At 74.8% G+C, this 23,001-nt stretch carries 19 protein-coding genes; 17 read left to right on the forward strand and 2 right to left on the reverse strand.

The features are described from left to right. The first annotated feature begins 48 nt into the window (after positions 1–48). The gene (gene nhaA / locus E1O70_RS09210) at positions 49–1,365 is read left to right on the forward strand and encodes a Na+/H+ antiporter NhaA (RefSeq protein ID WP_082774264.1); all 1,317 of its coding nucleotides are present in this window, start codon (positions 49–51) and stop codon (positions 1,363–1,365) included. A 20-nt stretch (positions 1,366–1,385) separates the two neighbouring features. On the opposite strand, the gene E1O70_RS09220 is transcribed toward nhaA, so the two are convergent. Beyond that, positions 1,386–2,879, reverse strand: a complete 1,494-nt coding sequence (locus tag E1O70_RS09220) for an extracellular catalytic domain type 1 short-chain-length polyhydroxyalkanoate depolymerase (protein ID WP_167496864.1) — start codon at positions 2,877–2,879, stop codon at positions 1,386–1,388. Positions 2,880–3,160: 281 nt separating this feature from the next. Between E1O70_RS09220 and E1O70_RS09225 the strand changes: the two genes are divergently transcribed. The 14 genes from E1O70_RS09225 to E1O70_RS09290 all read left to right on the forward strand — a co-directional run bounded on the left by E1O70_RS09225 (position 3,161) and on the right by E1O70_RS09290 (position 17,844). Continuing rightward, positions 3,161–4,375 carry a substrate-binding domain-containing protein gene (locus tag E1O70_RS09225; RefSeq protein WP_061266970.1) on the forward strand — a complete coding sequence of 405 codons (1,215 nt, stop codon included), beginning with the start codon at positions 3,161–3,163 and terminating at the stop codon, positions 4,373–4,375. A gap of 1 nt (position 4,376) precedes the next feature. Continuing rightward, positions 4,377–5,153: an ABC transporter ATP-binding protein gene (locus E1O70_RS09230; RefSeq protein ID WP_061266969.1), complete on the forward strand. Its 777-nt coding sequence runs from the start codon at positions 4,377–4,379 to the stop codon at positions 5,151–5,153. Continuing rightward, positions 5,150–5,929: an ABC transporter ATP-binding protein gene (locus E1O70_RS09235; protein WP_061266968.1), complete on the forward strand. Its 780-nt coding sequence runs from the start codon at positions 5,150–5,152 to the stop codon at positions 5,927–5,929. Before E1O70_RS09230 ends, E1O70_RS09235 begins: the two co-directional genes overlap by 4 nt. Beyond that, positions 5,926–6,801 (forward strand): branched-chain amino acid ABC transporter permease, encoded by an 876-nt coding sequence (locus E1O70_RS09240; RefSeq protein WP_021482276.1) that lies wholly within the window; start codon positions 5,926–5,928, stop codon positions 6,799–6,801. The genes E1O70_RS09235 and E1O70_RS09240 overlap by 4 nt, the downstream gene beginning before the upstream one ends. Continuing rightward, positions 6,798–7,955 carry a branched-chain amino acid ABC transporter permease gene (locus E1O70_RS09245; RefSeq protein WP_082774263.1) on the forward strand — a complete coding sequence of 386 codons (1,158 nt, stop codon included), beginning with the start codon at positions 6,798–6,800 and terminating at the stop codon, positions 7,953–7,955. The genes E1O70_RS09240 and E1O70_RS09245 overlap by 4 nt, the downstream gene beginning before the upstream one ends. Then, complete coding sequence (locus E1O70_RS09250; RefSeq protein ID WP_061266967.1) at positions 7,952–9,541, forward strand: class I adenylate-forming enzyme family protein; 1,590 nt, start codon at positions 7,952–7,954, stop codon at positions 9,539–9,541. The genes E1O70_RS09245 and E1O70_RS09250 overlap by 4 nt, the downstream gene beginning before the upstream one ends. After that, on the forward strand, positions 9,538–10,236 hold the full coding sequence (locus E1O70_RS09255; RefSeq protein ID WP_021483774.1) for a TetR/AcrR family transcriptional regulator: 699 nt from the start codon (positions 9,538–9,540) through the stop codon (positions 10,234–10,236). The genes E1O70_RS09250 and E1O70_RS09255 overlap by 4 nt, the downstream gene beginning before the upstream one ends. After that, positions 10,233–11,009: a 3-hydroxybutyrate dehydrogenase gene (locus tag E1O70_RS09260; RefSeq protein WP_061266966.1), complete on the forward strand. Its 777-nt coding sequence runs from the start codon at positions 10,233–10,235 to the stop codon at positions 11,007–11,009. The genes E1O70_RS09255 and E1O70_RS09260 overlap by 4 nt, the downstream gene beginning before the upstream one ends. Beyond that, entirely contained in the window at positions 11,006–12,067 is a 1,062-nt protein-coding gene (locus E1O70_RS09265) for an alpha/beta hydrolase (RefSeq protein WP_061266965.1), read from the forward strand. Before E1O70_RS09260 ends, E1O70_RS09265 begins: the two co-directional genes overlap by 4 nt. Then, positions 12,064–12,939: a CoA transferase subunit A gene (locus E1O70_RS09270; RefSeq protein WP_061266964.1), complete on the forward strand. Its 876-nt coding sequence runs from the start codon at positions 12,064–12,066 to the stop codon at positions 12,937–12,939. Before E1O70_RS09265 ends, E1O70_RS09270 begins: the two co-directional genes overlap by 4 nt. Before the next feature lie 3 nt (positions 12,940–12,942). Next, positions 12,943–13,647, forward strand: coding sequence for a CoA transferase subunit B (locus E1O70_RS09275; protein ID WP_276321413.1), 705 nt, complete (start codon positions 12,943–12,945; stop codon positions 13,645–13,647). Then, positions 13,644–14,801 carry an alpha/beta hydrolase gene (locus E1O70_RS09280; RefSeq protein ID WP_082774262.1) on the forward strand — a complete coding sequence of 386 codons (1,158 nt, stop codon included), beginning with the start codon at positions 13,644–13,646 and terminating at the stop codon, positions 14,799–14,801. Before E1O70_RS09275 ends, E1O70_RS09280 begins: the two co-directional genes overlap by 4 nt. Then, positions 14,798–16,003, forward strand: a complete 1,206-nt coding sequence (locus E1O70_RS09285) for an acetyl-CoA C-acetyltransferase (protein ID WP_061266963.1) — start codon at positions 14,798–14,800, stop codon at positions 16,001–16,003. Before E1O70_RS09280 ends, E1O70_RS09285 begins: the two co-directional genes overlap by 4 nt. Positions 16,004–16,083: 80 nt before the next feature. Next, positions 16,084–17,844 carry an alpha/beta hydrolase gene (locus E1O70_RS09290; RefSeq protein WP_061266962.1) on the forward strand — a complete coding sequence of 587 codons (1,761 nt, stop codon included), beginning with the start codon at positions 16,084–16,086 and terminating at the stop codon, positions 17,842–17,844. Between the two features lie 75 nt (positions 17,845–17,919). On the opposite strand, the gene E1O70_RS09295 is transcribed toward E1O70_RS09290, so the two are convergent. Further along, positions 17,920–19,413, reverse strand: coding sequence for a helix-turn-helix transcriptional regulator (locus tag E1O70_RS09295; RefSeq protein ID WP_061266961.1), 1,494 nt, complete (start codon positions 19,411–19,413; stop codon positions 17,920–17,922). A 180-nt stretch (positions 19,414–19,593) separates the two neighbouring features. Between E1O70_RS09295 and aceA the strand changes: the two genes are divergently transcribed. Both aceA and aceB read left to right on the forward strand, forming a co-directional pair. Next, on the forward strand, positions 19,594–21,036 hold the full coding sequence (gene aceA / locus E1O70_RS09300; protein WP_240696655.1) for an isocitrate lyase: 1,443 nt from the start codon (positions 19,594–19,596) through the stop codon (positions 21,034–21,036). A 135-nt stretch (positions 21,037–21,171) separates the two neighbouring features. Beyond that, positions 21,172–22,887, forward strand: coding sequence for a malate synthase A (gene aceB, locus E1O70_RS09305; RefSeq protein ID WP_082774261.1), 1,716 nt, complete (start codon positions 21,172–21,174; stop codon positions 22,885–22,887). Positions 22,888–23,001: the final 114 nt, after the last annotated feature.

Raw genomic sequence — 23,001 nt, forward strand, 5'->3', positions numbered from 1 at the left:
ACGGTCCGCGACGCGGCCGTGCGACACGACAGCGACCCCGGGAGCACGATGACCCACGCCGCCCTGCCCTCCGGCCCCTCGGCCACCCCGCCGACCGACCGCCCCTCCCCCGGTGCACGCCTGCGCCGCTGGGTCGGGCGCGAGACGACGGGCGGCGCCCTGCTCATCGGCGCGGCGCTGCTCGCGCTGGTCTGGGCCAACTCGCCCTGGCGCGAGTCCTACCTCACGCTGTCGAGCACCGTCGTCGGGCCGTCCTCCCCGCTGCACCTCGACCTGACGCTGTCGACGTGGGCGGCCGACGGCCTGCTCGCGATCTTCTTCTTCGTGGTCGGCGTCGAGCTCAAGCAGGAGTTCGTCGCGGGCAGCCTGCGCAACCCGAGGCAGGCGGGCGTCCCGGTGCTCGCGGCGATGGGCGGCATGGCGGTGCCGGCCCTGATCTTCGTCGCCGTCCTGCTGACCACGGGCGACCCGGGCGCGCTGCACGGGTGGGCGATCCCCACGGCGACGGACATCGCGTTCGCGCTCGGCGTGCTCGCCGTCTTCGGCCGTGGGCTCCCCGTCGCGATCCGCACGTTCCTGCTCACGCTCGCGGTCGTCGACGACCTGCTCGCGATCGTCGTCATCGCGATCTTCTACACGGCGGAGCTGCGGTGGGGATACCTCGGCCTCGCGCTGCTCGCCGTCGCGCTCTACGCCGTCCTCGTGCGCGCTCGCCGCACCCGCTGGTGGCTCCTGCTGCCTGTCGCGGTGGTCGCCTGGGCGTTCATGCACGAGTCGGGCGTCCACGCCACGATCGCCGGCGTCCTGCTCGGCTTCACCGTCCCGGCGCTCGCGGTGCACGGGGAGCGCGAGTCGCGCACGCAGCGCTTCGAGCACACGGTGCGCCCGCTCTCGCAGGGTGTCGCGCTGCCGGTGTTCGCGTTCTTCGCGGCCGGCGTCTCGATCGTGGGCGGCGAGACGCCCGTCGGGGAGGTGCTGACGCAGCCCGTGGTGCTCGCCATCGTCCTCGGCCTCGTCGTCGGCAAGCTCGTGGGCGTGCTCGGGGTCACGGCGCTCGTCACGCGCTTCACGCCGCTGCGGCTCGCGGCCGGCATCGGGGTGCGCGACCTCCTGCCCGTCGGGTTCCTCGCGGGCATCGGCTTCACCGTCTCGCTCCTCATCGCGGAGCTGTCGTTCCCCGACGCCGAGCACACCGACGGCGCGAAGATCGCGATCCTCGCGGCGTCCACGATCGCCGCGGTGCTGGCCGCGCTCGCGCTGCGCTGGGACGCCCGCCGGGCCCGCTCGAACGACATGAACCGCGACGACCTCCCGGACGACGTCACCGACTTCATCGGTGACCCGAAGGACCGCCTGGAGCACTAGCCCGAGCGGGCCCGCCCTGCTCAGCAGGCGGCGGCGACCTCGAACCGGCCGGGCGCGGCCTCGCGCAGCGTCGTGACCGTCGCGTCTCCCTGCCCGAGGTACGCGAGCGAGCCGACCGCGTAGTACGGGTTGTAGGGGTTCACGCCGTAGGAGATCGCGCGCCCCGCGGCCCGGTGCTGCGCGTTCGTCGCGGTGCCGCACCACGGCCCGGTCGGCGCCTGCACCGTCACCGTGACCTGCGCGGTCGACGCGTTCCCCGCCGTGTCGACCGCGCGGGCCGTGAGCACGTGGGAGCCGGCCGCGAGCGCCGTCGTGTCCCAGTCGAACCCGTACGGGGCGGTGCGCAGCGTCGCGAGCGCCGCGCCGTCGACGCTCAGCTCGACGCGGTCGACCGCGCGGTCGTCGGACGCCGCGACCCCCACGCGGACCGTCCCCGAGACGGCGGCGCCCGCGGAGGGCGCGGTGATCGCGACCGTCGGCGCAGTGACGTCCGGGTCGGGGCCCGGGCCCGGGTCGTGGTCGACGCGCCGGTTGTTCGCGAACAGGAAGTCGGTGAGGTAGGCCGGATAGTCGATGCTGTTCGTCGACACGTAGGACCCTCCGGGGCCGCCGCCCGCGGGCCACGCGTGCGCGAGCCCGGTGTTCTGGACCAGCGAGACGCGCGGGCCGGCGGCGTCGGACCACAGCGACCCGGTGCCCGCGCGGTTCGTGCCCGCGAGCCCGGCGAGCGAGAACGACGACGTGGTCCTGGCTCCGTAGAGGTCGGCCATGACCTGGGCGTTGAGCGTCCCGTACCCGGTCGCGACCGTCGAGTCGGCGCTGCCGAAGACGACGGACGTCACCTGCGAGCCGAAGTCCGCCGCGTGCGTCCCCGCGAAGGTCCGGCACGTCGAGCGCGCCTGCGCGAGCGTCGTCGCGACGCTCCCGATCTGGCCCGACGTCGTCCCGACCGTCGGCCCTGCCGCGATCCCCACGCCCGCGAACACGTCGGGCGCGAGGCAGCCCATGACCATCGCCTGGCCGCCGCCGGACGACAGGCCGCTGACGTAGACCTGGTCCGGGTCGATGCCGAGCGACGTGTCCGCGAGCAGGGTCGAGACGAGGTCGAGCAGGTTGTCGTCGTGCCGCGCGGGGTTCGTGCGGCTGTGGTTGGTGTCGTAGTAGTCCCAGCAGCCGAGCAGGACGCCGCCGTTCGGCGCGGCGGGGACCGCGACGACCATGCCGTGCTCGTCGGCGGTCGCGGTCCAGTTGCCGCCGTTCTTGAGCACCTGCGACGTCTGGACGCACCCGTGCAGGGAGACCATGAGCGCCCGACCGCCGGGGAGCGCGGGCGCCGTCGACGGCCGGTAGAGCTCGACCGTCATCCCGCCGGCGGTGCGCTGGGACCACGACCCGGCGGCCGTGGCCGGTGCGGTGACGAGCGGGGCGAGCACGACCGCGAGCGCCGCGCCGAGGGCGAGCGCGACGGCGCTCCGGCGGGCGCGGGCGCGCTGTCTGAGGGAGTGCCTGACCATCTGAACCTCCACGTCGAGGTCGGGTCGCCGTCGGCGCTTCGCGCACCGTCGCGCGCACCGTCGCGCGCCGGACCCGGGCGAGCCGGACGTTACGTGTGACCTGAATCACCTGTCAACATCAGAGCCACCCCGCCCGACGGGCTCGCAGCACCGCGCGCGACGGTCCCGCCCGACGCGGGTTGACACCGCGCCACCCGGGGATCCATGATTCCCGCAACCTGAATCGCCTCTCATGTTCGAGCGGCGCTCCCCCTCAGGACCACCCAACGAAGGGCGAAGTCATGCGGACGAAGAAGTCCCAGCGGTCGGCGTTCGCCGTCGCCGCGCTCGCGGCCGCGAGCCTCGCGCTCGCCGCCTGCGCGCCGACCGACGCGAGCGGCGGCGGCAGCACCGGAGGCGAGACCAGCACGAGCGCCGACCCGGTCGACGTCGGCATCATCTACTCCAAGACCGGGCCGCTCGCGGCCTACGGCGAGGCCTACTACGAGGGCTTCCAGGCCGGTCTCGACTACGCGACCGACGGCACGGGCGAGGTCGACGGCCGCCCCGTCAACGTGACGTTCCACGACGACGGCGGGGACCCCGACAAGGCGGTCGGGCAGGCCAAGGACCTCATCGGCAAGGGCTACCAGATCCTCGGCGGCACGGTCGTGTCCGGCGTGGCGCTCAAGCTCGCCGAGCAGGCCGAGCAGAACAAGGTGCTCTACATCTCCGGGCCCGCCGCGGTCGACGCGCTCACGGGCATCAACGACTACACGTTCCGCTCGGGGCGCCAGTCGCTCCAGGACGTCGCGACCGCCGGCACGTTCGTCGACCCGGACGGTGCGAAGGTCGTCGTGTTCGCCCAGGACAACGCGTTCGGCCAGGGCAACCTCGCCGCGGTCGAGGCCGTCATCGGCGCGCAGGGCGCCGAGGTGACGAGCGTGCTCGTGCCGGAGGACGCGACGGAGTTCACGCCGTTCGCGCACCAGATCGTCGACGCCGCGCCCGACCTCGTGTTCGTCGCGTGGGCCGGGGCGACGTCGGGCGCGATGTGGCAGGGCCTCGACCAGCAGGGCGTCCTCGACGCGACCACGGTCGTCACCGGGCTCGGCGACGTCGCGACCTACGGCGCGTACGGCGCCGCGGCGAGCAAGGTCGACTTCCTCAACCACTACTTCCCCGGCGCCGCGGGCACCGAGGTCGAGGCCGCGATGCTCGCGTCCGTCGAGGAGGCCGGGAAGCAGGCCGACCTCTTCACGCCCGACGGCTTCGTCGCCGCGCAGATGATCGTCCACGCGATCGCCGAGGGCGGCGACGACGTCGACGCCATGGTCGACGCGCTCGAGGGCTGGAGCTTCGACGGCCCCAAGGGCACGACGACGGTCCGCGCGTCCGACCACGCGCTCGTCCAGCCGATGTACCAGGTGAAGCTCGTGGCCGAGGGCGACGGCTGGGTCCCCGAGCTCGTCGCCGAGGTGCCGGGCGACGACGTCGCGCCGGCCGAGGCGGGCTGACGTGGGCGAGCCGCACACCCTCCCCGCGCTCGAGGTCCGCGACCTCGGGCTCCAGATCGGCGGCGCGCGGATCCTGCGGGGCGTGAGCCTCGCCGTCGGGCAGGGCGAGATGCTCGGCGTGATCGGGCCGAACGGCGCGGGCAAGACGACGCTCTTCAACCTGGTCTCGGGGATCCACCGCCCGACGAGCGGTTCGGTGCTCCTCGAGGGCGCGGACGTGACGACCACCTCGGTGGCCGCGCGCGCCCGCGCGGGCCTGGGCCGCACGTTCCAGACGTCGAGCCTGTTCCCGCGCCTGAGCGTCCGGGAGAACGTGCGGCTCGCCGCGCAGGGGCGCCTCGGCGGCGCCCTGTCGGTGCTGCGCTTCCCGCGTCGCGGCGACGCCGCGACGCGGGAGGCGGACCGGCACCTGGAGACCGTCGGGCTCGTGCGCCGCGCCGAGGTCGCCGCGGGCGACCTGTCGCACGGCGACAAGCGCAAGCTCGAGATCGCGGTGCTCCTCGCGACCGAGCCGCGCGTCGTGCTGCTCGACGAGCCCATGGCCGGCGTGTCGTCCGCCGACGTGCCCGGCCTCGTCGAGGTCATCCGCGACCTGCACGCGACCGGCTGCACGGTGCTCATGGTCGAGCACCACATGGACGTCGTGCTGGGGATCGTGGACCGCGTCGCCGTCATGCACCACGGCGAGCTGCTCGCGTGCGACACCCCCGACGCCGTCATGGCGGACCCGACGGTGCAGAGCGCCTACCTCGGCGTCACGGCAGGAGAGGCAGCATGAGCGGCAGCAGCAGGAGCACCGCCCAGCCCGCGGTCGGGAGCGACTTGCCCGTCCTCGAGGTACGCGGGCTGTCCGCGCGCATCGCGGGCCAGCAGGTCGTCGAGGACGTGACCTTCTCCGTCCCGGCCACCGGGGTCACGGCGGTGCTGGGCCGCAACGGCGTCGGCAAGACGTCGACCCTCAAGGCCGTGCTCGGCCTGATCGAGCGCCGGGGCGAGGTGCTGCTCGCGGGCGAGCGCGTCGACGGCGAGCGCACGGACCGGATCGTGCGGCGCGGCGTCGGGTACGTGCCCGAGGACCGGGAGGTGTTCGCCGGGCTCACGGTCGCGGAGAACCTGCGGCTCGCCGAGCGCGACGCCCACCCGCGGCGCGAGCTCGTCGCGGAGCTCTTCCCGGACCTCGTGCAGCGCGCCGCCCAGCGCGCGGGCACCCTCTCAGGCGGTCAGCAGCAGATGGTGTCGCTCGCGCGCGCCCTGCTCAACGCCAACCGCCTGCTCCTCGTCGACGAGCCCACCAAGGGCCTCGCGCCCCGGATCGTCGGCGAGGTGTCGGACGCGCTCGCGGAGGCGGCCCGCACGGTCCCGATCCTGCTCGTCGAGCAGAACCTCGAGGTCATCGAGCGGCTCGCCGAGCGCGTCGTCGTGATCGACGCGGGCCGCGTCGTGCACACCGGCCCCGCGCGCGAGCTCCTCGACGACCCCGACCGCGTCCAGCAGCTCCTCGGCGTGCACGCCGAGGTCGACCATCACGGAACCGAAGGGGCGGTGGCCCGGTGAGCACGATCGTCCTCCTCCTCGTCACGGGGCTCGGCCTCGGGGCGCTGTACTTCCTCGTCGCGTCGGGCCTGTCGCTCATCTACGGGCTCATGGGCGTCCTCAACTTCGCGCACGGTTCGTTCCTCACGCTCGGCGCGTTCGGCGGCTGGTTCGTCGCGCGCTCCCTCGGCGCCGACTCGTGGGGCGTCTTCGGGCTCTCGCTGCTCGCCGGGGCCGTCGTCGGGGCGGGGGCTGCGGCGCTCACCGAGCTCCTGCTCATCCGCCCGCTCTACGAGCGGCACATCGAGCAGGTGCTCGTCACCGTCGGGCTCTCGCTCGCGTCCGTCGCGCTGTTCGAGGGCATGTGGGGGTCGGACCCCGAGTTCATCTCCGGCCCGGCGTGGCTCAAGGGCACGACCGACCTGGCGGGCGCGCCGGTGCCCAACGACCGGTTCGTCGCGATCGGCGCCGCGGCTCTCGTGCTCGGCGCGATCGTGCTGTTCCTCCAGCGCACCCGCTACGGGCTCATCATCCGCGCGGGCGTCGAGAACCGGTCCATGGTCACGGCGCTCGGCATCGACGTGCGCAAGGCGTTCACGCTCGTCTTCGCGGTCGGCGGCGCCGCCGCGGGGCTCGGCGGGGTCCTCGCCTCGCAGTACTTCGGGTACGTCTCCCCGCACCTCGGCGGGTCGCTGCTCATCTTCGCGTTCATCGTCACCGTCATCGGGGGGCTCGGCTCCCTGACCGGCGCGGCGGTCGCGTCCGTGCTCGTCGCGGTCCTGCAGCAGTTCGCGAACTACTACCTCGGCTACGGCGACCTCCTCGTCGTGCTCCTCCTCGCGCTCGTGCTCCTCGTCCGTCCCACCGGCCTCCTCGGGAGGGCAGCCGCATGACCACCCAGACCGCTCCCACGGCCCCGGCCGCCCCCGCCGACGACGCACCGCGCGCCGACCGACCCGCCCGCCGGGCGCCGTCGGGCACGCTGGTCCGCACGCTCGCGGGCGTCGCGCTCGTCGCGCTGCTCGCGTGCCTCCCGCTGCTCGCGCTCCACGTGCCGGGCGTCCTGCCCGGCCCGACGTACACGCCCGGCGCGCTCCAGATGATGGCGATGTGCTGGCTCATCGGCGCCCTCGCGCTGAGCTACCACCTGCTGTTCGGGGTCGCGGGGCTGCTGAGCTTCGGCCACGCGCTGTACTTCGCGGCCGGGCTGTACGGGCTCGCGATCGTGCTCGACACGACCGAGATCCCGCTCCTGCCGGCCGCGGCGCTCGTGCTCGTCGGCGGGATCGTCCTCGCGCACGTCGTCGGGGCCGTCTCGCTGCGGGTCACGGGCATCTCGTTCGCCATGGTCACCCTCGCGTTCGCCCAGGCGGGCAACGTGCTCGTGCGCCGCAACCCCGGCGGCACGACCGGCGGCGAGGAGGGCCTCGCGCTCGCGACCCGGAACGTGCCCGACGCGTTCGTGGGCGTGCTCAACACGCGCAACCTCTACTGGCTCGCCCTCGCCGTGCTCGTCGTCGTCTACCTCGTGGTGCTGTGGGTCGAGCGGTCGCGCGCGGGGCACGTCGCGGCGGCGACGCGCGAGAACGAGATGCGCGTGCGCGTCATCGGCGGGCGCCCCTACCTCGTCAAGCTCCTCGTGTTCGTCCTCGCGGCGACGCTCGCGACCGTCGTCGGTATGGCGTACCTGCTGCTCCAGTCCGGCGCCGTGCCGCGCGCGACGTCCGCCGACTTCACGCTCACGCTGCTCGTCATGGTCGTGCTCGGCGGCGTCGGGTCCCGGTGGGGCGCGATCGTCGGCGGCGTGCTCTACACGATCCTCGACCAGCGGCTCGGCACGCTCGCGAGCTCCGCGGCCGTCGCGGACCTCCCGGCCGTGCTGCGCGTGCCGCTCAGCGAGCCGCTGTTCCTGCTCGGGACCCTCTTCATCCTCGTCGTGATGTTCCTGCCCGGCGGCATCGCGGGCGCCGCGTCGCGCCTCGCCGCGCGCCGCCGCCCGCGGGAGGATCGGGAGGAGGCCCGCGAGCGCCTGGAGGAGGTGGCATGACGACGCAGCACCAGGACGCCCAGGACGGCCTGCACACCCTCGGGCGCTGGACGCGCGACCGCGCGCTCGCGACGCCCGACCGCGTCGCCGTCGACGACCGCGGCGTGACCCTGCGCTACCGCGACCTGCACGAGCGCGCGAGCGCCCTGGCGGCGGCGTTCCGGGAGGCGGGCTACGGCGTCGGGGACCGCGTCGCGACCGTCACGGGCAACAGCGCCGACCAGGTCGTGCTGTTCTTCGCGTGCGCGCAGGCCGGGCTCGTCCTCGCGCCGCTGTCGTGGCGGCTGTCGCCCGGCGAGCTCGCCGCCCAGGTCGAGCAGGCCGACCCCGCGCTGGTGCTCGTGGAGCAGGAGTTCTCCGGCCTCGCGGACTCGGCGTTCGACCGGCTCGACCCGCTGCGCCGGCTCGACGGGGAGCGGCCCGGCCGCCCGCCCCGGCGGGCGGAGCTCGGGCGCAGCGGCGTCGAGGCGCACGTCCCGCCGCCGTCACGGCGGGGGCCCGCGCCGGAGCGCCGGCCCGTGCGCGACGACGACCCGCTCCTCCTCGTGTTCACGTCCGGCACGCAGGGCACGCCCAAGGGCGCGCTGCTCACGCACGCGAACTGCTTCTGGACGAACCTCTCGCTCTCGCGCACGGTCGAGCTGACGAGCCACGACGTCGTGCTGAGCGTGCTGCCGCAGTTCCACGCGGGCGGGTGGAACATCCAGCCGCTGCTCGCGTGGTGGACCGGCGCGACCGTCGTCCTGGAGCGCACGTTCGAGCCAGAGCGCGTGCTCCAGCTCGTCGCCGAGCGCCGCGTCACGACGATGATGGGCGTCCCGACGAACTACCTGCTCCTCGCGGAGCACCCCGGCTTCGCGGACGCCGACCTGTCGTCGCTGCGGCACGCCGTCGTGGGCGGCGCGCCCATGCCGGAGCCGCTGCTGCGCACGTGGCACCGTCGCGGCGTCGCGCTCTCGCAGGGCTACGGGCTCACGGAGGCGGGCCCCAACGTGCTGTGCCTGCCCGACGACCAGGCCCGCGAGCGCAGCGGCTCGGCCGGCACGCCGTACCCGCACGTCGAGGTTGCCGTCGCCGACCCGGTGACGGGCCGCCACCTCGACGGGCCCGCGGCGGGCGAGCTGCTGGTCCGCGGACCGGGGGTGTTCGCGGGCTACTTCCGCGACGAGGCCGCCACGGCCGCGGTCCTGCGCGACGGCTGGCTGCGCACCGGCGACCTCGTCGAGCGCGACGCCGACGGGTGCTACCGCGTGGTCGACCGCCTGAAGGACGTCTTCATCGTCGGCGGCGAGAACGTCACGCCGTCCGAGGTGGAGGCCGTGCTCCGCCGCCACCCCGCGGTGGCGGACGTCGCGGTGGTGGGCGTCCCCGACGACCGGTGGGGCGAGGTCGGGGCCGCGTTCGTCGTGCCGCGCGCCGGCCACCCCACCGACGCCGAGGAGCTGGAGGCGTTCTGCCGCCGCGAGCTCGCGCACTTCAAGGTCCCGCGCCGCTTCGACCTCGTCCCGTCCCTGCCCCGCACGTCGTTGCACAAGGTGTCGCGCCGCTCGCTCGCCGAGCGCGTGACCGTCCCGGAGGACTCATGAGCACCCAGCCCCGCACCGCCCGCGGCAACCGCACCCGGGCGAAGATCCTCGCCGCGGCCGAGCAGGTGTTCGCCGAGGTCGGGTACCACGACGCGTCGATCGTGAAGATCACCGAGTCCGCGGGCGTGGGTCAGGGCACGTTCTACCTGTACTTCGAGTCGAAGATCGACGTGTTCGACGAGCTCGTCGACGACCTCAACCGCCGCGTGCGGCACGCGATGATCGAGGCGAGCTCGCAGGCGACGACGCGCCTGGCCGCCGAGCGCGCGGGGTTCGAGGCGTTCTTCCGCTTCACCGCCGAGCACCCGGCGCTCTACCGGATCGTCCGGCAGGCCGAGTTCGTCTCGCCCGGGGCGCTGCGCCGCCACTACGCGCGCATCGTCGAGGGCTACATGACCGGGCTCGACAAGGCGCGCGCGAACGGCGAGGTCGGCCACGACGTCGACCCGGAGGTCGCCGCGTGGGCGCTCATGGGCATCGGCGAGATCGTCGGGATGCGCTGGGTCCTGTGGGGCGGGCGCTGGGACGAGGGCGCAGAGCCGCCGTCGTACGACACAGCGGCTGCCGAGGTCCCTCCGCACGTGTTCGAGCAGACCATGCAGTTCATCGAGCGCGCGCTCGCCGCGCCGCGGACCGCCCCGCCGACCGGGACCGGGCCCGCCACCTCGACCGAGACCGAAGGAGACGCGCGATGACCGTCCCCGCCACCGTCCCCGGCACCGCCCCGACCCTCGCCGGACGGCGCGCGCTCGTCACGGGCGGCGCGAGCGGCATCGGCGCCGCGTGCGCGCGCGAGCTCGCCACGCGCGGCGCGCACGTGACCGTCGCCGACGTCGACCCCGACGGCGCGCAGCGCCTCGCGGACGAGCTCGGCGGCGAGGCGTGGGTCGTCGACCTCGCCGACACGCGCGCGCTCGACGACCTCTCGCTCGACGTCGACGTCCTCGTCAACAACGCGGGCGTCCAGCGCGTGAGCCCCATCGAGGACTTCCGCCCGGACGACTTCCGCCTGCTGCACGCGATCATGCTCGAGGCGCCGTTCCTGCTGGTCCGGGCCGCGCTCCCGGGGATGTACGCGCGCGGGTTCGGGCGCGTCGTCAACGTGTCGTCCGTGCACGGCCTCGTGGCGTCGCCGTTCAAGTCGGCGTACGTGTCCGCGAAGCACGGCCTGGAGGGCCTGTCCAAGGTGACGGCGCTCGAAGGCGGTCCGCACGGCGTGACGAGCGTGTGCGTCAACCCCGGGTACGTGCGCACGCCGCTCGTGGAGAAGCAGATCGCCGACCAGGCGCGCGTGCACGGCATCCCCGAGTCCGAGGTGCTCGCGACGGTGCTCCTCGCCGAGTCCGCGGTGAAGCGGCTCGTCGAGCCGGAGGAGGTCGCGTCGCTCGTCGGCTGGCTCACCGGCCCGGACGCGTCGATGGTCTCGGGCGCGTCGTGGACGATCGACGGCGGCTGGAGCGCCCGGTGACCGCGCCGACGACCGCGCCGGACGACGTCACCGCCGCGACCCACACCTACGCGACGCTCGACGTCCCCGTCGCGGGCGGGCGGCTGCGCGTCGGCGTGTGGGACCCGGTCGGTCCGCACGCACCCGAGCCCGGCGCCCGGCCCGACGGCGGTGTGCGCCCCGCGCCCGACGCCGTCCCGACCGCCCTCGCCGTGCACGGCATCACGGCGTCGCACCGCGCGTGGCCGGCCGTCGTCGCGGCGCTGCCGGGCGTGCGCGTCGTCGCGCCCGACCTGCGCGGGCGCGGGCGCAGCAACGGCCTGCCCGGCCCGTACGGCATGGGCGCGCACGCGGACGACCTCGCGACGGTCCTCGACGCGCTCGGGATCGACCGCGTCGTCGCGCTCGGCCACTCCATGGGCGCGTTCGTGTCCGTCGTGCTCGCGCACCGCCACCCCCGCCGCGTCTCCCGGCTCGTGCTCGTCGACGGCGGTATCCCGCTCCCGCCGCCGACCGGGCTCGCGCCCGACGCGACGCACGACGAGGTCCTGCGCGCCCTGCTCGGCCCGGCCGTCGAGCGCCTCGAGCGCACGTTCGCCGACCACGAGGAGTACCGCGGGTTCTGGCGCGCGCACCCCGCCTTCGCGAGCGCGTGGGACGAGCCGTGGGCCGACGTCGTCGCGGGGTACGTCGACTACGACCTCGTCGGCGAGGCGCCCGCGCTGCGTCCGGCGTCGTCGGGCGCCGCGGTCTCCGCCGACTCGCTCGAGCTCTACGAGGGCGGGCCGCTCGCGGACGCGCTCGCGGGCGACCACCCGCTCGACGTGCCCCTCGTGCTGCTGCGCGCGCCGCGCGGCCTGCTCGACGAGCCCGAGGCCCTCTACTCCCCCGAGCATCTCGCCGCGTGGCGCGCGCGGCTGCCGGGGCTGCGCACCCGCGACGTAGCGGGTATCAATCACTACACGATCATCATGAGCCCGCCCGGCGTCGAGGCCGTCGCGGGCGAGACCCTGCGGGCCCTGGCCGCCGTCACGAGCGACGGACCCGGACCGGCGAGTGACGAGGAGGTCACGGCATGAGCCCCACGATCGCGTCCCCACGAGGGACCGGGCTGGACAAGGTGGTCGCGTCCGCGGCCGAGGCCGTCGCGGACGTGCCCGACGGCGCGTCGCTCGCCGTCGGCGGGTTCGGCCTGTGCGGCAACCCGATCGCGCTCATCGAGGCGCTGCTCGCCCAGGGCACGCGCGACCTGTGGGTCGTGAGCAACAACTGCGGGGTCGACGACTGGGGCCTGGGCGTCCTGCTCGGCGCCGGCCGCATCCGGAAGATGACGAGCTCGTACGTCGGGGAGAACAAGGAGTTCGAGCGGCAGTTCCTCTCGGGCGAGCTCGAGCTCGAGCTCACCCCGCAGGGCACGCTCGCCGAGAAGCTGCGCGCCGGCGGCGCGGGCATCGCCGGGTTCTGGACGCGCACCGGCGTCGGCACGCAGGTCGCCGAGGGCGGCCTGCCCCAGCGGTACGACGGCGCGGGCGGCGTCGCGCAGGCGAGCGCACCCAAGGAGGTGCGCACGTTCGGCGTCGGCCCGCGCGGTCGCGACGGCGCGTTCGCCGGCGAGGCCGAGTTCGTGCTCGAGGACGCGATCACCACCGACTACGCGCTCGTGCACGCCCTGCGCGGCGACCGGCACGGCAACCTCGTGTTCCACCGCTCGGCCCGCAACTTCTCCCCGCTCGCCGCGATGGCGGGCCGCGTGTGCGTCGCGCAGGTCGAGGAGCTCGTCGAGCCCGGCGAGCTCGACCCCGACGCCGTGCACCTGCCCGGCGTGTTCGTGCACCGCGTCGTCGAGGTGGGGCCCGACGTCCCCAAGCGGATCGAGCGCCGCACCGTGCGCTCGGCCGCCACCGACCAGCCCGCGCCGTCGGGCACCGCGACCAGCACGAAGGAGGGCTGAGCCGTGCCGCTCACCCGCGACGAGATGGCCGCGCGCGCCGCGCGCGAGCTCCAGGACGGCTGGTACGTCAACCTCGGCATCGGCCTGCCGACGCTCGTGCCCAACTACGTGCCCGAGGACAAGCACCTCGTGCTCCAGTCGGAGAACGGGATCCTCGGCGTCGGGCCGTACCCGACCGAGGACGCCGTCGACCCCGACCTCATCAACGCCGGGAAGGAGACCGTCACCGTCCTGCCGGGCGCCGCGTTCTTCGACTCCGCGCTGAGCTTCGGCATGATCCGCGGCGGCAAGATCGACGCCGCGATCCTCGGCGGCATGCAGGTCTCCGAGACGGGCGACCTCGCCAACTGGATGATCCCCGGCAAGATGGTCAAGGGCCCCGGCGGAGCGATGGACCTCGTGCACGGGGCGGGTCGCGTGATCGTGCTCATGGAGCACGTGGCGCGCGACGGGTCGCCCAAGATCCTGCGCTCGTGCTCGCTGCCCCTCACGGGGCGCGGGGTCGTGCACCGGGTCATCACCGACCTCGCGGTGATCGACGTGACGCCCGACGGGCTCGTCCTGCGCGAGACCGCACCCGGCGTGAGCGTCGACGACGTGCGGGCCGCGACCGAGCCCGACCTCGCCGTCGCGTTCGACGACGCCCCGCTCGACGTCGCCGACGCCGGCCCAGGACCGTCCACGCGGGCCGCGGGGACGCCGTCGTGACTCGCGACGTGCTGCGCCGCGACGTCCCGACCCCGCGCGGTCGGGAGCACGTGCGCGAGGTCGCCGCCGAGGGTGCGGCCCGCGCGACGGTCCTGCTCGTGCACGGCAACTGCTCGTCGTCGGCGTTCTTCGACCCGCTGCTGCGCGCGCTCCCCGCCGACGTGCGCGGCGTCGCCGTCGACCTGCGCGGGTACGGCGACGCCGAGCCCCGGCCCGTCGACGCGACCCGAGGCGTGCGGGACTTCGCCGACGACGTCGCGGCCGTCCTCGACGCGCTCGACCTCGCGCGCCCGCTCGTCGCCGTCGCGCACTCCGCGGGGGCGGGCGTCGTGCTGCAGCTCGCGACCGACCGGCCCGACCTGTTCGACGCGATCCTCCTCGAGGCGCCCATGTCGCCGTACGGGTTCGGCGGCACGCGCGACGTCGCCGGGACGCCGCTCTCCCCCGACTTCGCAGGCTCGGGCGGCGGCACGGCGAACCCGGCGTTCGTCGCGGCGCTCGCCGCAGGTGACCGCAGCGAGGACGCCGGGTCGCCCCGCGACGTGCTGCGCCGCTTCTACGTCGCCGACCCGGCCGCGCTCGGCGAGCCGCTCGGCGCGCTCGAGGAGCTCCTGCTCGACTCCGTGCTCTCCACGCGCACGGGCGACGACAGCTACCCGGGCGACCGGGCTCCGTCGGGCACGTGGCCCGGCGTGGCGCCCGGGACGCGCGGCATGAACAACGCGATCAGCGCGAAGTACTGCGACCTGTCCGGCTTCGCGACGTCCGGCGCCACCGCGCCCGTGCTGTGGGTGCGCGGCGACGCCGACGCGATCGTCTCGGACACGTCGCTGTTCGACCTCGCGCAGCTCGGCGCGCTCGGCGCCGTCCCTGGCTGGCCCGGGGCCGAGACGCACCCGCCGCAGCCGATGGTCGCGCAGACCCGGGCCGTCCTCGACGCCTATGCGGCCGCGGGCGGGCGGTACCGTGAGGAGGTGCGGCCCGGCGTCGGGCACAGCCCCCACCTCGAGGAGCCGGACGTGTTCCTCGGGCTCCTGCTCGGGCTGGTCGACACTGCCGTTGCCGACGTCGACGCCGCCGCCGCACGAGCGGGCGCCACACCCCCGGCGCCCGCGCAGACACCGCCGTCCGCACCCCTGGAGGTCCAGCCGTGAGCACCACCACCCCGCACTCCCCCGACGACGTCGTGGTCGTCGCCGCCGCCCGCACGCCCCAGGGCCGACTCAAGGGCTCCCTCGCCGCGCTGACGGCGGTCGAGCTCGGCGCCGTCGCCGCGCGCGCCGCGATCGAGCGCTCGGGCCTCGGCACGGACGCCGTCGACGCCGTCGTGCTCGGCCAGGTGCTCCAGGCCGGGGCGGGCCAGAACCCCGCGCGCCAGACGGCCGCCGCCGCGGGCGTGGGCTGGGACGTGCCCGCCGTGACGGTGAACAAGGTGTGCCTCTCGGGGCTCACCGCCGTCATCGACGGCACCCGGATGATCCGCTCCGGCGAGGCGGAGGTCGTGCTCGTCGGCGGCCAGGAGTCCATGACCAACGCGCCGCACCTGCTCCCCGGGTCGCGCGCCGGGTTCGCGTTCGGGGACGCGACGCTCGTCGACGCCGTCGCGCGCGACGGGCTCACCGACGCGTTCGATCACGCCTCCATGGGCGTCTCGACCGAGCGCACGAACGTGGGCGACGTGTTCGTCTCCCGCGAGGAGCAGGACGCCGTCGCGGCGGCCTCGCACCAGCGCGCCGCGGCCGCGGCGAAGGACGGCCTGTTCGACGCCGAGCTCGCCCCCGTGTGCGTCCCGCAGCGCCGGGGCGAGCCGGTCGAGGTGCGCGACGACGAGGGGGTACGCCCCGACACGACGGTCGAGGGCCTCGCGCGCCTGCGCCCCGCGTTCGACCCCGAGGGCACCATCACCGCGGGCAACGCGTCGCAGATCTCCGACGGCGCCGCCGCGCTCGTGCTGACCACCCGCGCCCGGGCCGAGTCCGCAGGCGCGCCGGTGCTCGCGACCGTGCGGGTGTGGGGGCAGGTCGCCGGCCCCGACACGTCGCTGCACTCCCAGCCCGCGCGCGCGATCCGGCAGGCCCTCGACCGGGCCGGGTGGACGGTCGACGACCTCGACCTCGTCGAGATCAACGAGGCCTTCGCGACCGTCGTCGCGGTCTCCACGCGCGTGCTCGGCGTCTCGCCCGACGTCGTCAACGTGCACGGCGGCGGCATCTCGCTCGGGCACCCCATCGGCGCGTCCGGCGCCCGCCTCGCCGTGCACGCGGCGCACGAGCTCGCGCGCCGCGGGGGCGGGCGCGTCGCCGTCGGGCTGTGCGGCGGCGGGGGCCAGGGCGAGGCGCTGCTGCTCGAGGCGTAGGGCTCGCCCGGGTCCGGTGGGACGACGGCGCCCCGGCCGTTCGAGGGGACGGCTCGGGGCGCCGCGCCTACGATCGCGAGGTGCAGCCCACCACGACGGAGACCCGCGCCCCCGAGCCCGTCGACGAGGAGCGCCCCCGGCACGGCGCGTGGGGGCGGTGGCTCCGGCGGTTCTCCGCCACCGGGCTCGTGGTCGCGCTCGCCTGGTTCTGCCTGTCGTTCACGCCGTCGCTCATCCCGCGCGCCTGGTACTACCAGGCCGTGATCTCGGGCGTGAGCGCCGTCGGCGGGTACGCCGTCGGCGCGCTCGTCGAGTGGTTCGCCGTGAAGGTCGGGCTGCGGATCCGGTGGACCGCGCGCGCGAGCCGGATCGCGTGGTGGGTGCTCGCCGGGGCGACCGTCGTGCTCGTGCCGCTGGCGCTGATCCTCGGGGCGCGGCGCCAGATCGAGCTGCGGCACCTGTTCGGCATGTCGGAGGACGTCCCCGGGCGCGAGGTCGTCACGCTGCTCGCGGCGCTCGCCGTCGCGCTGCTCGTGCTGCAAGCAGGCCGGGGCCTGCGCCGCGTCGCCCGGTGGCTGAGCGTCCTCGCCGGCAAGGTCGTGCCCGCCCCCGTGGCGCGGTTCGTCAGCGGCGTCGCCGTCGCCGTCGTGGTGGTCCTCCTGTTCAACGGCGTCATCTGGTCGGGCACGCTCAGCGCGCTGAACTCGGTCTACGCGGCAGCGAACGCCGAGATCAGCCCCCGGCTCACGCCCCCGACGCTCCCCGAGCGGTCCGGCTCCCCCGACTCCCTCGAGTCCTGGGACTCGCTCGGCGCGGAGGGGCGCAAGTTCGTCGTCTCCGGCCCGACCCTCGACGAGCTGCGCGCGTTCGCCGCGGCGGGCGCCGTCGTCGACCCCGCGGACGTGCGCGAGCCGATCCACGCGTACGCGGGCCTCGACCCCGAGGGCGACCTCGACGCCACGGCGGCCCGCGTCGTCGACGAGCTCGACCGGACGGACGCCTGGGACCGGTCCGTCCTCGTCGTCGCGACCACGACCGGGACCGGCTGGGTGGACCCCGCCATGGTCGAGGCGCTCGAGCTCATGCACGGCGGCGACACCGCGATCGCCAGCATGCAGTACTCCTACCTGCCGAGCTGGATCAGCTTCGTCGGCGACCGCTCGACCCCGCCCGCCGCGGGCAAGGCGCTGTTCGAGGCGGTGTACGCGCGGTGGTCGGACCTGCCCGAGGACGACCGCCCGCGCCTGCTCGCGTTCGGCATCTCGCTCGGGTCGTTCGGGATGCAGGGCGCGTTCAGCGGCGTGCAGGACGTCGAGGCGCGCTCCGACGGCGCGATGTTCACCGGGACGCCCGGGTTCACGCCGATGTGGCGCGAGCTCACCGACGCGCGCGACCCCGGGTCGCTCGAGTACGCCCCCGTGGTGGACGACGGCCGCCAGGTCCGCTGGGGCGACCCGGTCGCGACCGGCGTCGCCGACCTCTGGGGTCCCGGCCCGCGCTGGGACGAGCCGCGCGTCGTGTACCTCCAGCACGCGTCCGACGGCGTCACCTGGTGGGGTCCCGAGACGCTGTGGTCCGAGCCCGACTGGCTGCGCGAGCCGCGCGGGCCCGACGTGCTCGGCGACGTGCGCTGGTACCCGTTCGTCACGTTCTGGCAGCTCACGGGCGACCTGTTCGTCGCGGCAGCGTCCGACATCCCGCCCGGCCACGGGCACGTCTACCAGCTCGAGTACGCCGACGGCTTCGCCGCGCTGCACGCGCCCGACGGCTGGACCGACGCCGACACCGCGCGCCTCAAGGACGCGATGGTCGCGCCCGTCGAGGGCGGCTCGATCGGCTGACGGCCGACCGGCGTCCGCCGACCCGGCTCGCACGGAAGGCGCGCACCGGGCGGAGCGCGCGCAGGCACGGGCCGGCTAACCCGGCGCGTGGGCCTCGAGGAACGAGAAGACCTCGGTCTGGTCGACGCCCGGGAACGCGCCGGTCGGCATCGCCGCGAGCATCGACGCGTGCGGACGGGCGCTCGGCCACGCGTGGCCGGCCCAACGGTCGGCGAGGTCGTCGGGCGGGCGGCGGCAGCACGCGCCGTCGGGGCAGCGGGACACGAGCCGCTCGGTCGTGTCGCGCCCGAGGAACCACTTGACGTGCGCGAACGGGACGCCGACGCTCACGGAGAACTCGCCGTCGGCCGACGCCTGCACGCGCGACGTGCACCAGTAGGTGCCGCTCGGGGTGTCCGTGTACTGGCTGAACGGGCTGAGCCGGTCCTCGACCGCGAAGACGGTGCGCGCGGTCCAGCTCCGGCACACGTACTGCCCCTCGACCGCGCCGAGCGGGTCTGCGGGGAAGCGCACGCCGTCGTTCTCGTAGGCCTTGTGGATCACCCCGGACTCGTGCACCTTCATGAAGTGCACCGGGATGCCGAGGTGCTTCGTCGCGAGATTGGTGAACCGGTGCGCGGCGGTCTCGTACGACACCGCGAACGCGTCCCGGAGGTCCTCGATGGAGATCTCGCGCGCGTCCTTCGCGGCGCGCAGGGCCTTGACGGCGTGCCGCTCCGGCAGCAGGAGCGCCGCGGCGAGGTAGTTGGCCTCGACGCGCTGGCGGAGGAACTCGCGGTAGTCGCGCGGCTCCGCGTGCCCGAGCACGTGCGGCGCGAGCGCCTGGAGCAGCGCCGACGTCGCGTTGGACCGCCCGCGCATCCCGTTGCTCGGCAGGTACACGCGGCGGTGGCGCAGGTCGAGCACGGACCGGGTGGAGTGCGGCAGGTCGCCGACGTAGTGCAGCGTGAAGCCGAGGTGGGCGGCGAGGTCGGCCGCGACGCGCTGGGGCATCGGCCCGCCCGCGTGCCCGACGCCGTCGAGCAGCCCGGCCGCCGCGTCCTCGAGCTCGGGGAAGTAGTTGTCCTGCGCGCGCATGGTCGCGCGGAGCTCCGCGTTCGCGCGGCGCGCCTCCTCGGGCGTCGCAGCGCGCTCGGTGTGGAGGCGCTGGAGCTCGCGCTCGAGCGCGACGATGGTCTCGAGCGCGTCGGTGGGCAGCGACTTGCCCACCCGCACGGGCCGCAGCCCGAGCGCGTCGAAGAGCGGGCCGCGCTGGGCGCGCTCCAGCTCGATCTCGAGCGCGTCCCGGCGCGACGGCGCCTCCGGCGAGAGCAGGTCGTCGAGGCTCGCGCCGAGCGCGCGCGCCACCGCCTGGAGCTGGCCGAACTTGGGCTCGCGCTTGCCGTTCTCGAGGAGCGACACCTGCGACGGCGCGCGGCCGATCGCGGCGCCGAGCTCGTCGAGCGTCATGCCGCGCGCGGTGCGCAGGTGCCGGATCCTGCGGCCGATCGTCAGGGCGTCGGGCTCGCTCTCGAGCGGGATTTCCGCATGTTCCGCGATTCCGGCCGGTCGCGTCGTCGGGATAGCCATGACTGAGAGTGACACGCGCCACTCCTTGCGCACAAGAGAAGAACCGCGTTTCTTTCGTTCGATCTGGCTTGAGAAGGGCTTGCGGGCGGGAGGAAGGTCGAAGCACGGACCTCGCCGAGGTCCACCGACCGGCCCGGCCGGCCCGCACCACGTGGGCCGGCGCACCACCAGGAGGCACCCGTGAACAGGCCCACCATCGTCAGCCGCCGCTCCCCGTCCGAGTACGCGGGCGGCGCCCGCCCGCTCGGCGCCGTCGCGACGACGGCGACGGTCACCGGCCCCGGCACCGCCCCGACCTCCGGCGACACCGCGCGCCCGTCCGCCCGTCCGGGCGACCAGACGCAGAGCGCCGCCGACCTCGCCGCGCAGTGGGCGACCGACCCGCGCTGGGCCGGCCTGCAGCGCGACTACACGGCCGAGGACGTGGTCGCGCTGCGCGGCTCCGTGCGCGAGGAGCACACGCTCGCCCGCCGCGGCGCCGAGACGCTGTGGGACCTCATCCACACCGAGGAGTGGGTCGCCGCGCTCGGCGCGTTCACCGGCAACCAGGCCGTGCAGCAGGTGCGGGCGGGCCTCAAGGCGATCTACCTGTCCGGGTGGCAGGTCGCGGCCGACGCCAACCTGTCCGGCCAGACGTACCCCGACCAGTCGCTCTACCCCGCCAACTCCGTGCCCGCCGTCGTGCGCCGCATCAACAACGCGCTCCTGCGCGCGGACCAGATCGAGGCGGCCGAGCGCGCGGCGTCGGACGGGCAGCGGCCCGACCGCGACTGGCTCGCCCCGATCGTCGCCGACGCCGAGGCCGGGTTCGGCGGCCCGCTCAACGCCTACGAGCTCATGCACTCGATGATCGCCGCCGGCGCGGCGGGCGTGCACTGGGAGGACCAGCTCGCGTCCGAGAAGAAGTGCGGGCACCTCGGCGGCAAGGTGCTCGTGCCCACGAGCCAGCACATCCGCACGCTCAACGCCGCGCGCCTCGCGGCCGACGTCGCGGGCGTGCCGTCGATCGTCATCGCCCGCACGGACGCGCTCGCCGCGGACCTCCTCACGTCCGACGTCGACGAGCGCGACCAGCCGTTCCTCACCGGCGAGCGCACGTCCGAGGGCTTCTACCGGGTGCGCCCGGGATTCGACGCGGTCGTCGCGCGCGGCCTCGCGTACGCGCCGTACTCGGACCTCATCTGGGTCGAGACGGGCGAGCCCGACCTCGAGCTCGCGCGGACGTTCGCCGAGGCGATCCACGCGCAGCACCCGGGCAAGAAGCTCGCCTACAACTGCTCGCCGTCGTTCAACTGGAAGAAGCACCTCGACGACGCCCAGATCGCGAGCTTCCAGAAGGAGCTCGCCGCGATGGGCTACGCGTTCCAGTTCATCACGCTGGCCGGCTTCCACGCCGTCTCGCACTCCATGTTCGAGCTCGCGCGCGGGTACAACGAGCGCGCGATGTCCGCCTACGTCGAGCTGCAGGAGGCCGAGTTCGCCTCCGAGGCCGACGGCTACACCGCCACCCGCCACCAGCGGGAGGTCGGCACCGGCTACTTCGACCGGGTCGCCACGGCTCTCAACCCCGACGCCGCCACCCTCGCGCTCGCCGGGTCCACCGAGACCGCCCAGTTCCACTAAGCCCTCCTCGCGAGGTAGAGGAGCGGTCCCGCGAGGTAGAGGCCTGGTCATGACCGCGCCTCTACCTCGCGGGACCCAGGCCCTACCTCGGCCTACCCGAGCTCTACCTCGCGACATCGACCTTCGGAGCACGCCATGACCACGCTCACCACGACCACCTCTCCCCCGTCGACCCCCACGCCCGCGAGCGGCCCGCGCGTCACCGGGACCCTGCGCGTCACCGGCACGCTCGGCGAGCGCTACCGCGAGATCCTCACGCCCGAGGCGCTCGACTTCCTCACGCTGCTGCACGACCGGTTCGTAGCACGCCGCCACGAGCTCCTCATGGACCGCCAGCAGCGCCGGCAGGACGTCGCCGACGGCATCGACCCCGACTTCCGTCCGTCGACGCGGCCCGTGCGCGACGACCCGTCGTGGCGCGTCGCGGGCTCGGCCGGCGCGCCGGGCCTCGATGACCGCCGCGTCGAGATCACCGGCCCGACCGACCCGAAGATGACGATCAACGCCCTCAACTCCGGCGCCAAGGTGTGGCTCGCGGACGCCGAGGACGCCTCCAGCCCGACGTGGCGCAACGTGATCGAGGGCCAGCTCGCGCTGCACGACGCGATCCGCGGGACCCTGACGCACACGACCGGCTCGGGCGACCACCGCAAGGAGTACCGCCTGCGCTCGACGGCGATCACCGACCTCCCGACGATCGTGTTCCGCCCGCGCGGGTGGCACCTCATCGAGAAGCACATGCGGTACGTCGACCGGGCGGGCGTGAGCGTCTCGGCGTCGGCGTCGCTCGTCGACTTCGGGCTGTACCTGTTCCACAACGCGCACGAGCTCGTGGCGCGCGGGCGGGGGCCGTACTTCTACCTGCCCAAGCTCGAGGGCCACCGCGAGGCCCGACTGTGGAACGACGTGTTCGTGCTCGCCCAGGAGTACCTCGGCCTGCCGCAGGGCACGATCCGCGCCACGGTGCTCATCGAGACGCTGCCCGCGGCGTTCGAGATGGAAGAGATCCTCCACGAGCTGCGCGACCACTGCGCCGGGCTGAACGCCGGGCGCTGGGACTACCTGTTCTCCGTGATCAAGGCGTTCCGCACGCGCGGCGACTCGTACGTGCTGCCCGACCGCGCGCAGGTCACCATGACCGCGCCGTTCATGCGCGCGTACACCGAGCTGCTCGTGCAGACGTGCCACCGGCGCGGCGCGCACGCGATCGGCGGCATGAGCGCGTTCATCCCGGACCGTCGTCGGCCGGACGTCACCGAGCGCGCGTTCGAGCAGGTGCGGGCGGACAAGCGCCGGGAGGCGACGGACGGGTTCGACGGCACGTGGGTCGCGCACCCCGACCTCATCGAGGTCGCGCGCACCGAGTTCGACGCGGTGCTGGGGGACGCGCCGAACCAGGTCTCGCGGCAGCGCGACGACGTCCGGGTGGGCCAGCACGAGCTGCTCGACATCGGGTCGGCCCGCCGGGCCGGGGCGACCGTCACCGCGGCGGGCCTGCGCTCGAACGTCTCCGTCGGGGTGCGGTACCTCGAGTCGTGGCTGCGCGGCGTCGGGGCCGCCGCGATCGACCACCTCATGGAGGACGCCGCGACGGCCGAGATCTCGCGGTCGCAGGTGTGGCAGTGGATCGCGTCCGGCACGCGGACCGAGAACGGCGTGCCGATCACGCGCGAGCGCGTCGAGGCGCTGCTCGCGGAGATCGTCGACGACCTGCCGCGCACCCCGGGGAACCGGATCGACGACGCCGCGCACGTGTTCCGCGCCGTCGCGCTCGCCGAGGACTTCCCGACGTTCCTCACCATCGGGGCGTACTCGCAGTTCCTCGTGGGCTCCGAGGTGGACCAGCCGTAGCGCGGTCTCCCGCCCTCCACGGCCTCGGTGCCGTCGCCCACCCGGCGGCGGCACCGAGGGCGTGCTCACGGGCGCGCGCCATCGCCCTCGACGGCGGGGACCGCAGTGTGGGAG

The sequence above is a fragment of the Cellulosimicrobium funkei genome (assembly GCF_004519295.1).
Lineage (GTDB): Bacteria > Actinomycetota > Actinomycetes > Actinomycetales > Cellulomonadaceae > Cellulosimicrobium > Cellulosimicrobium funkei.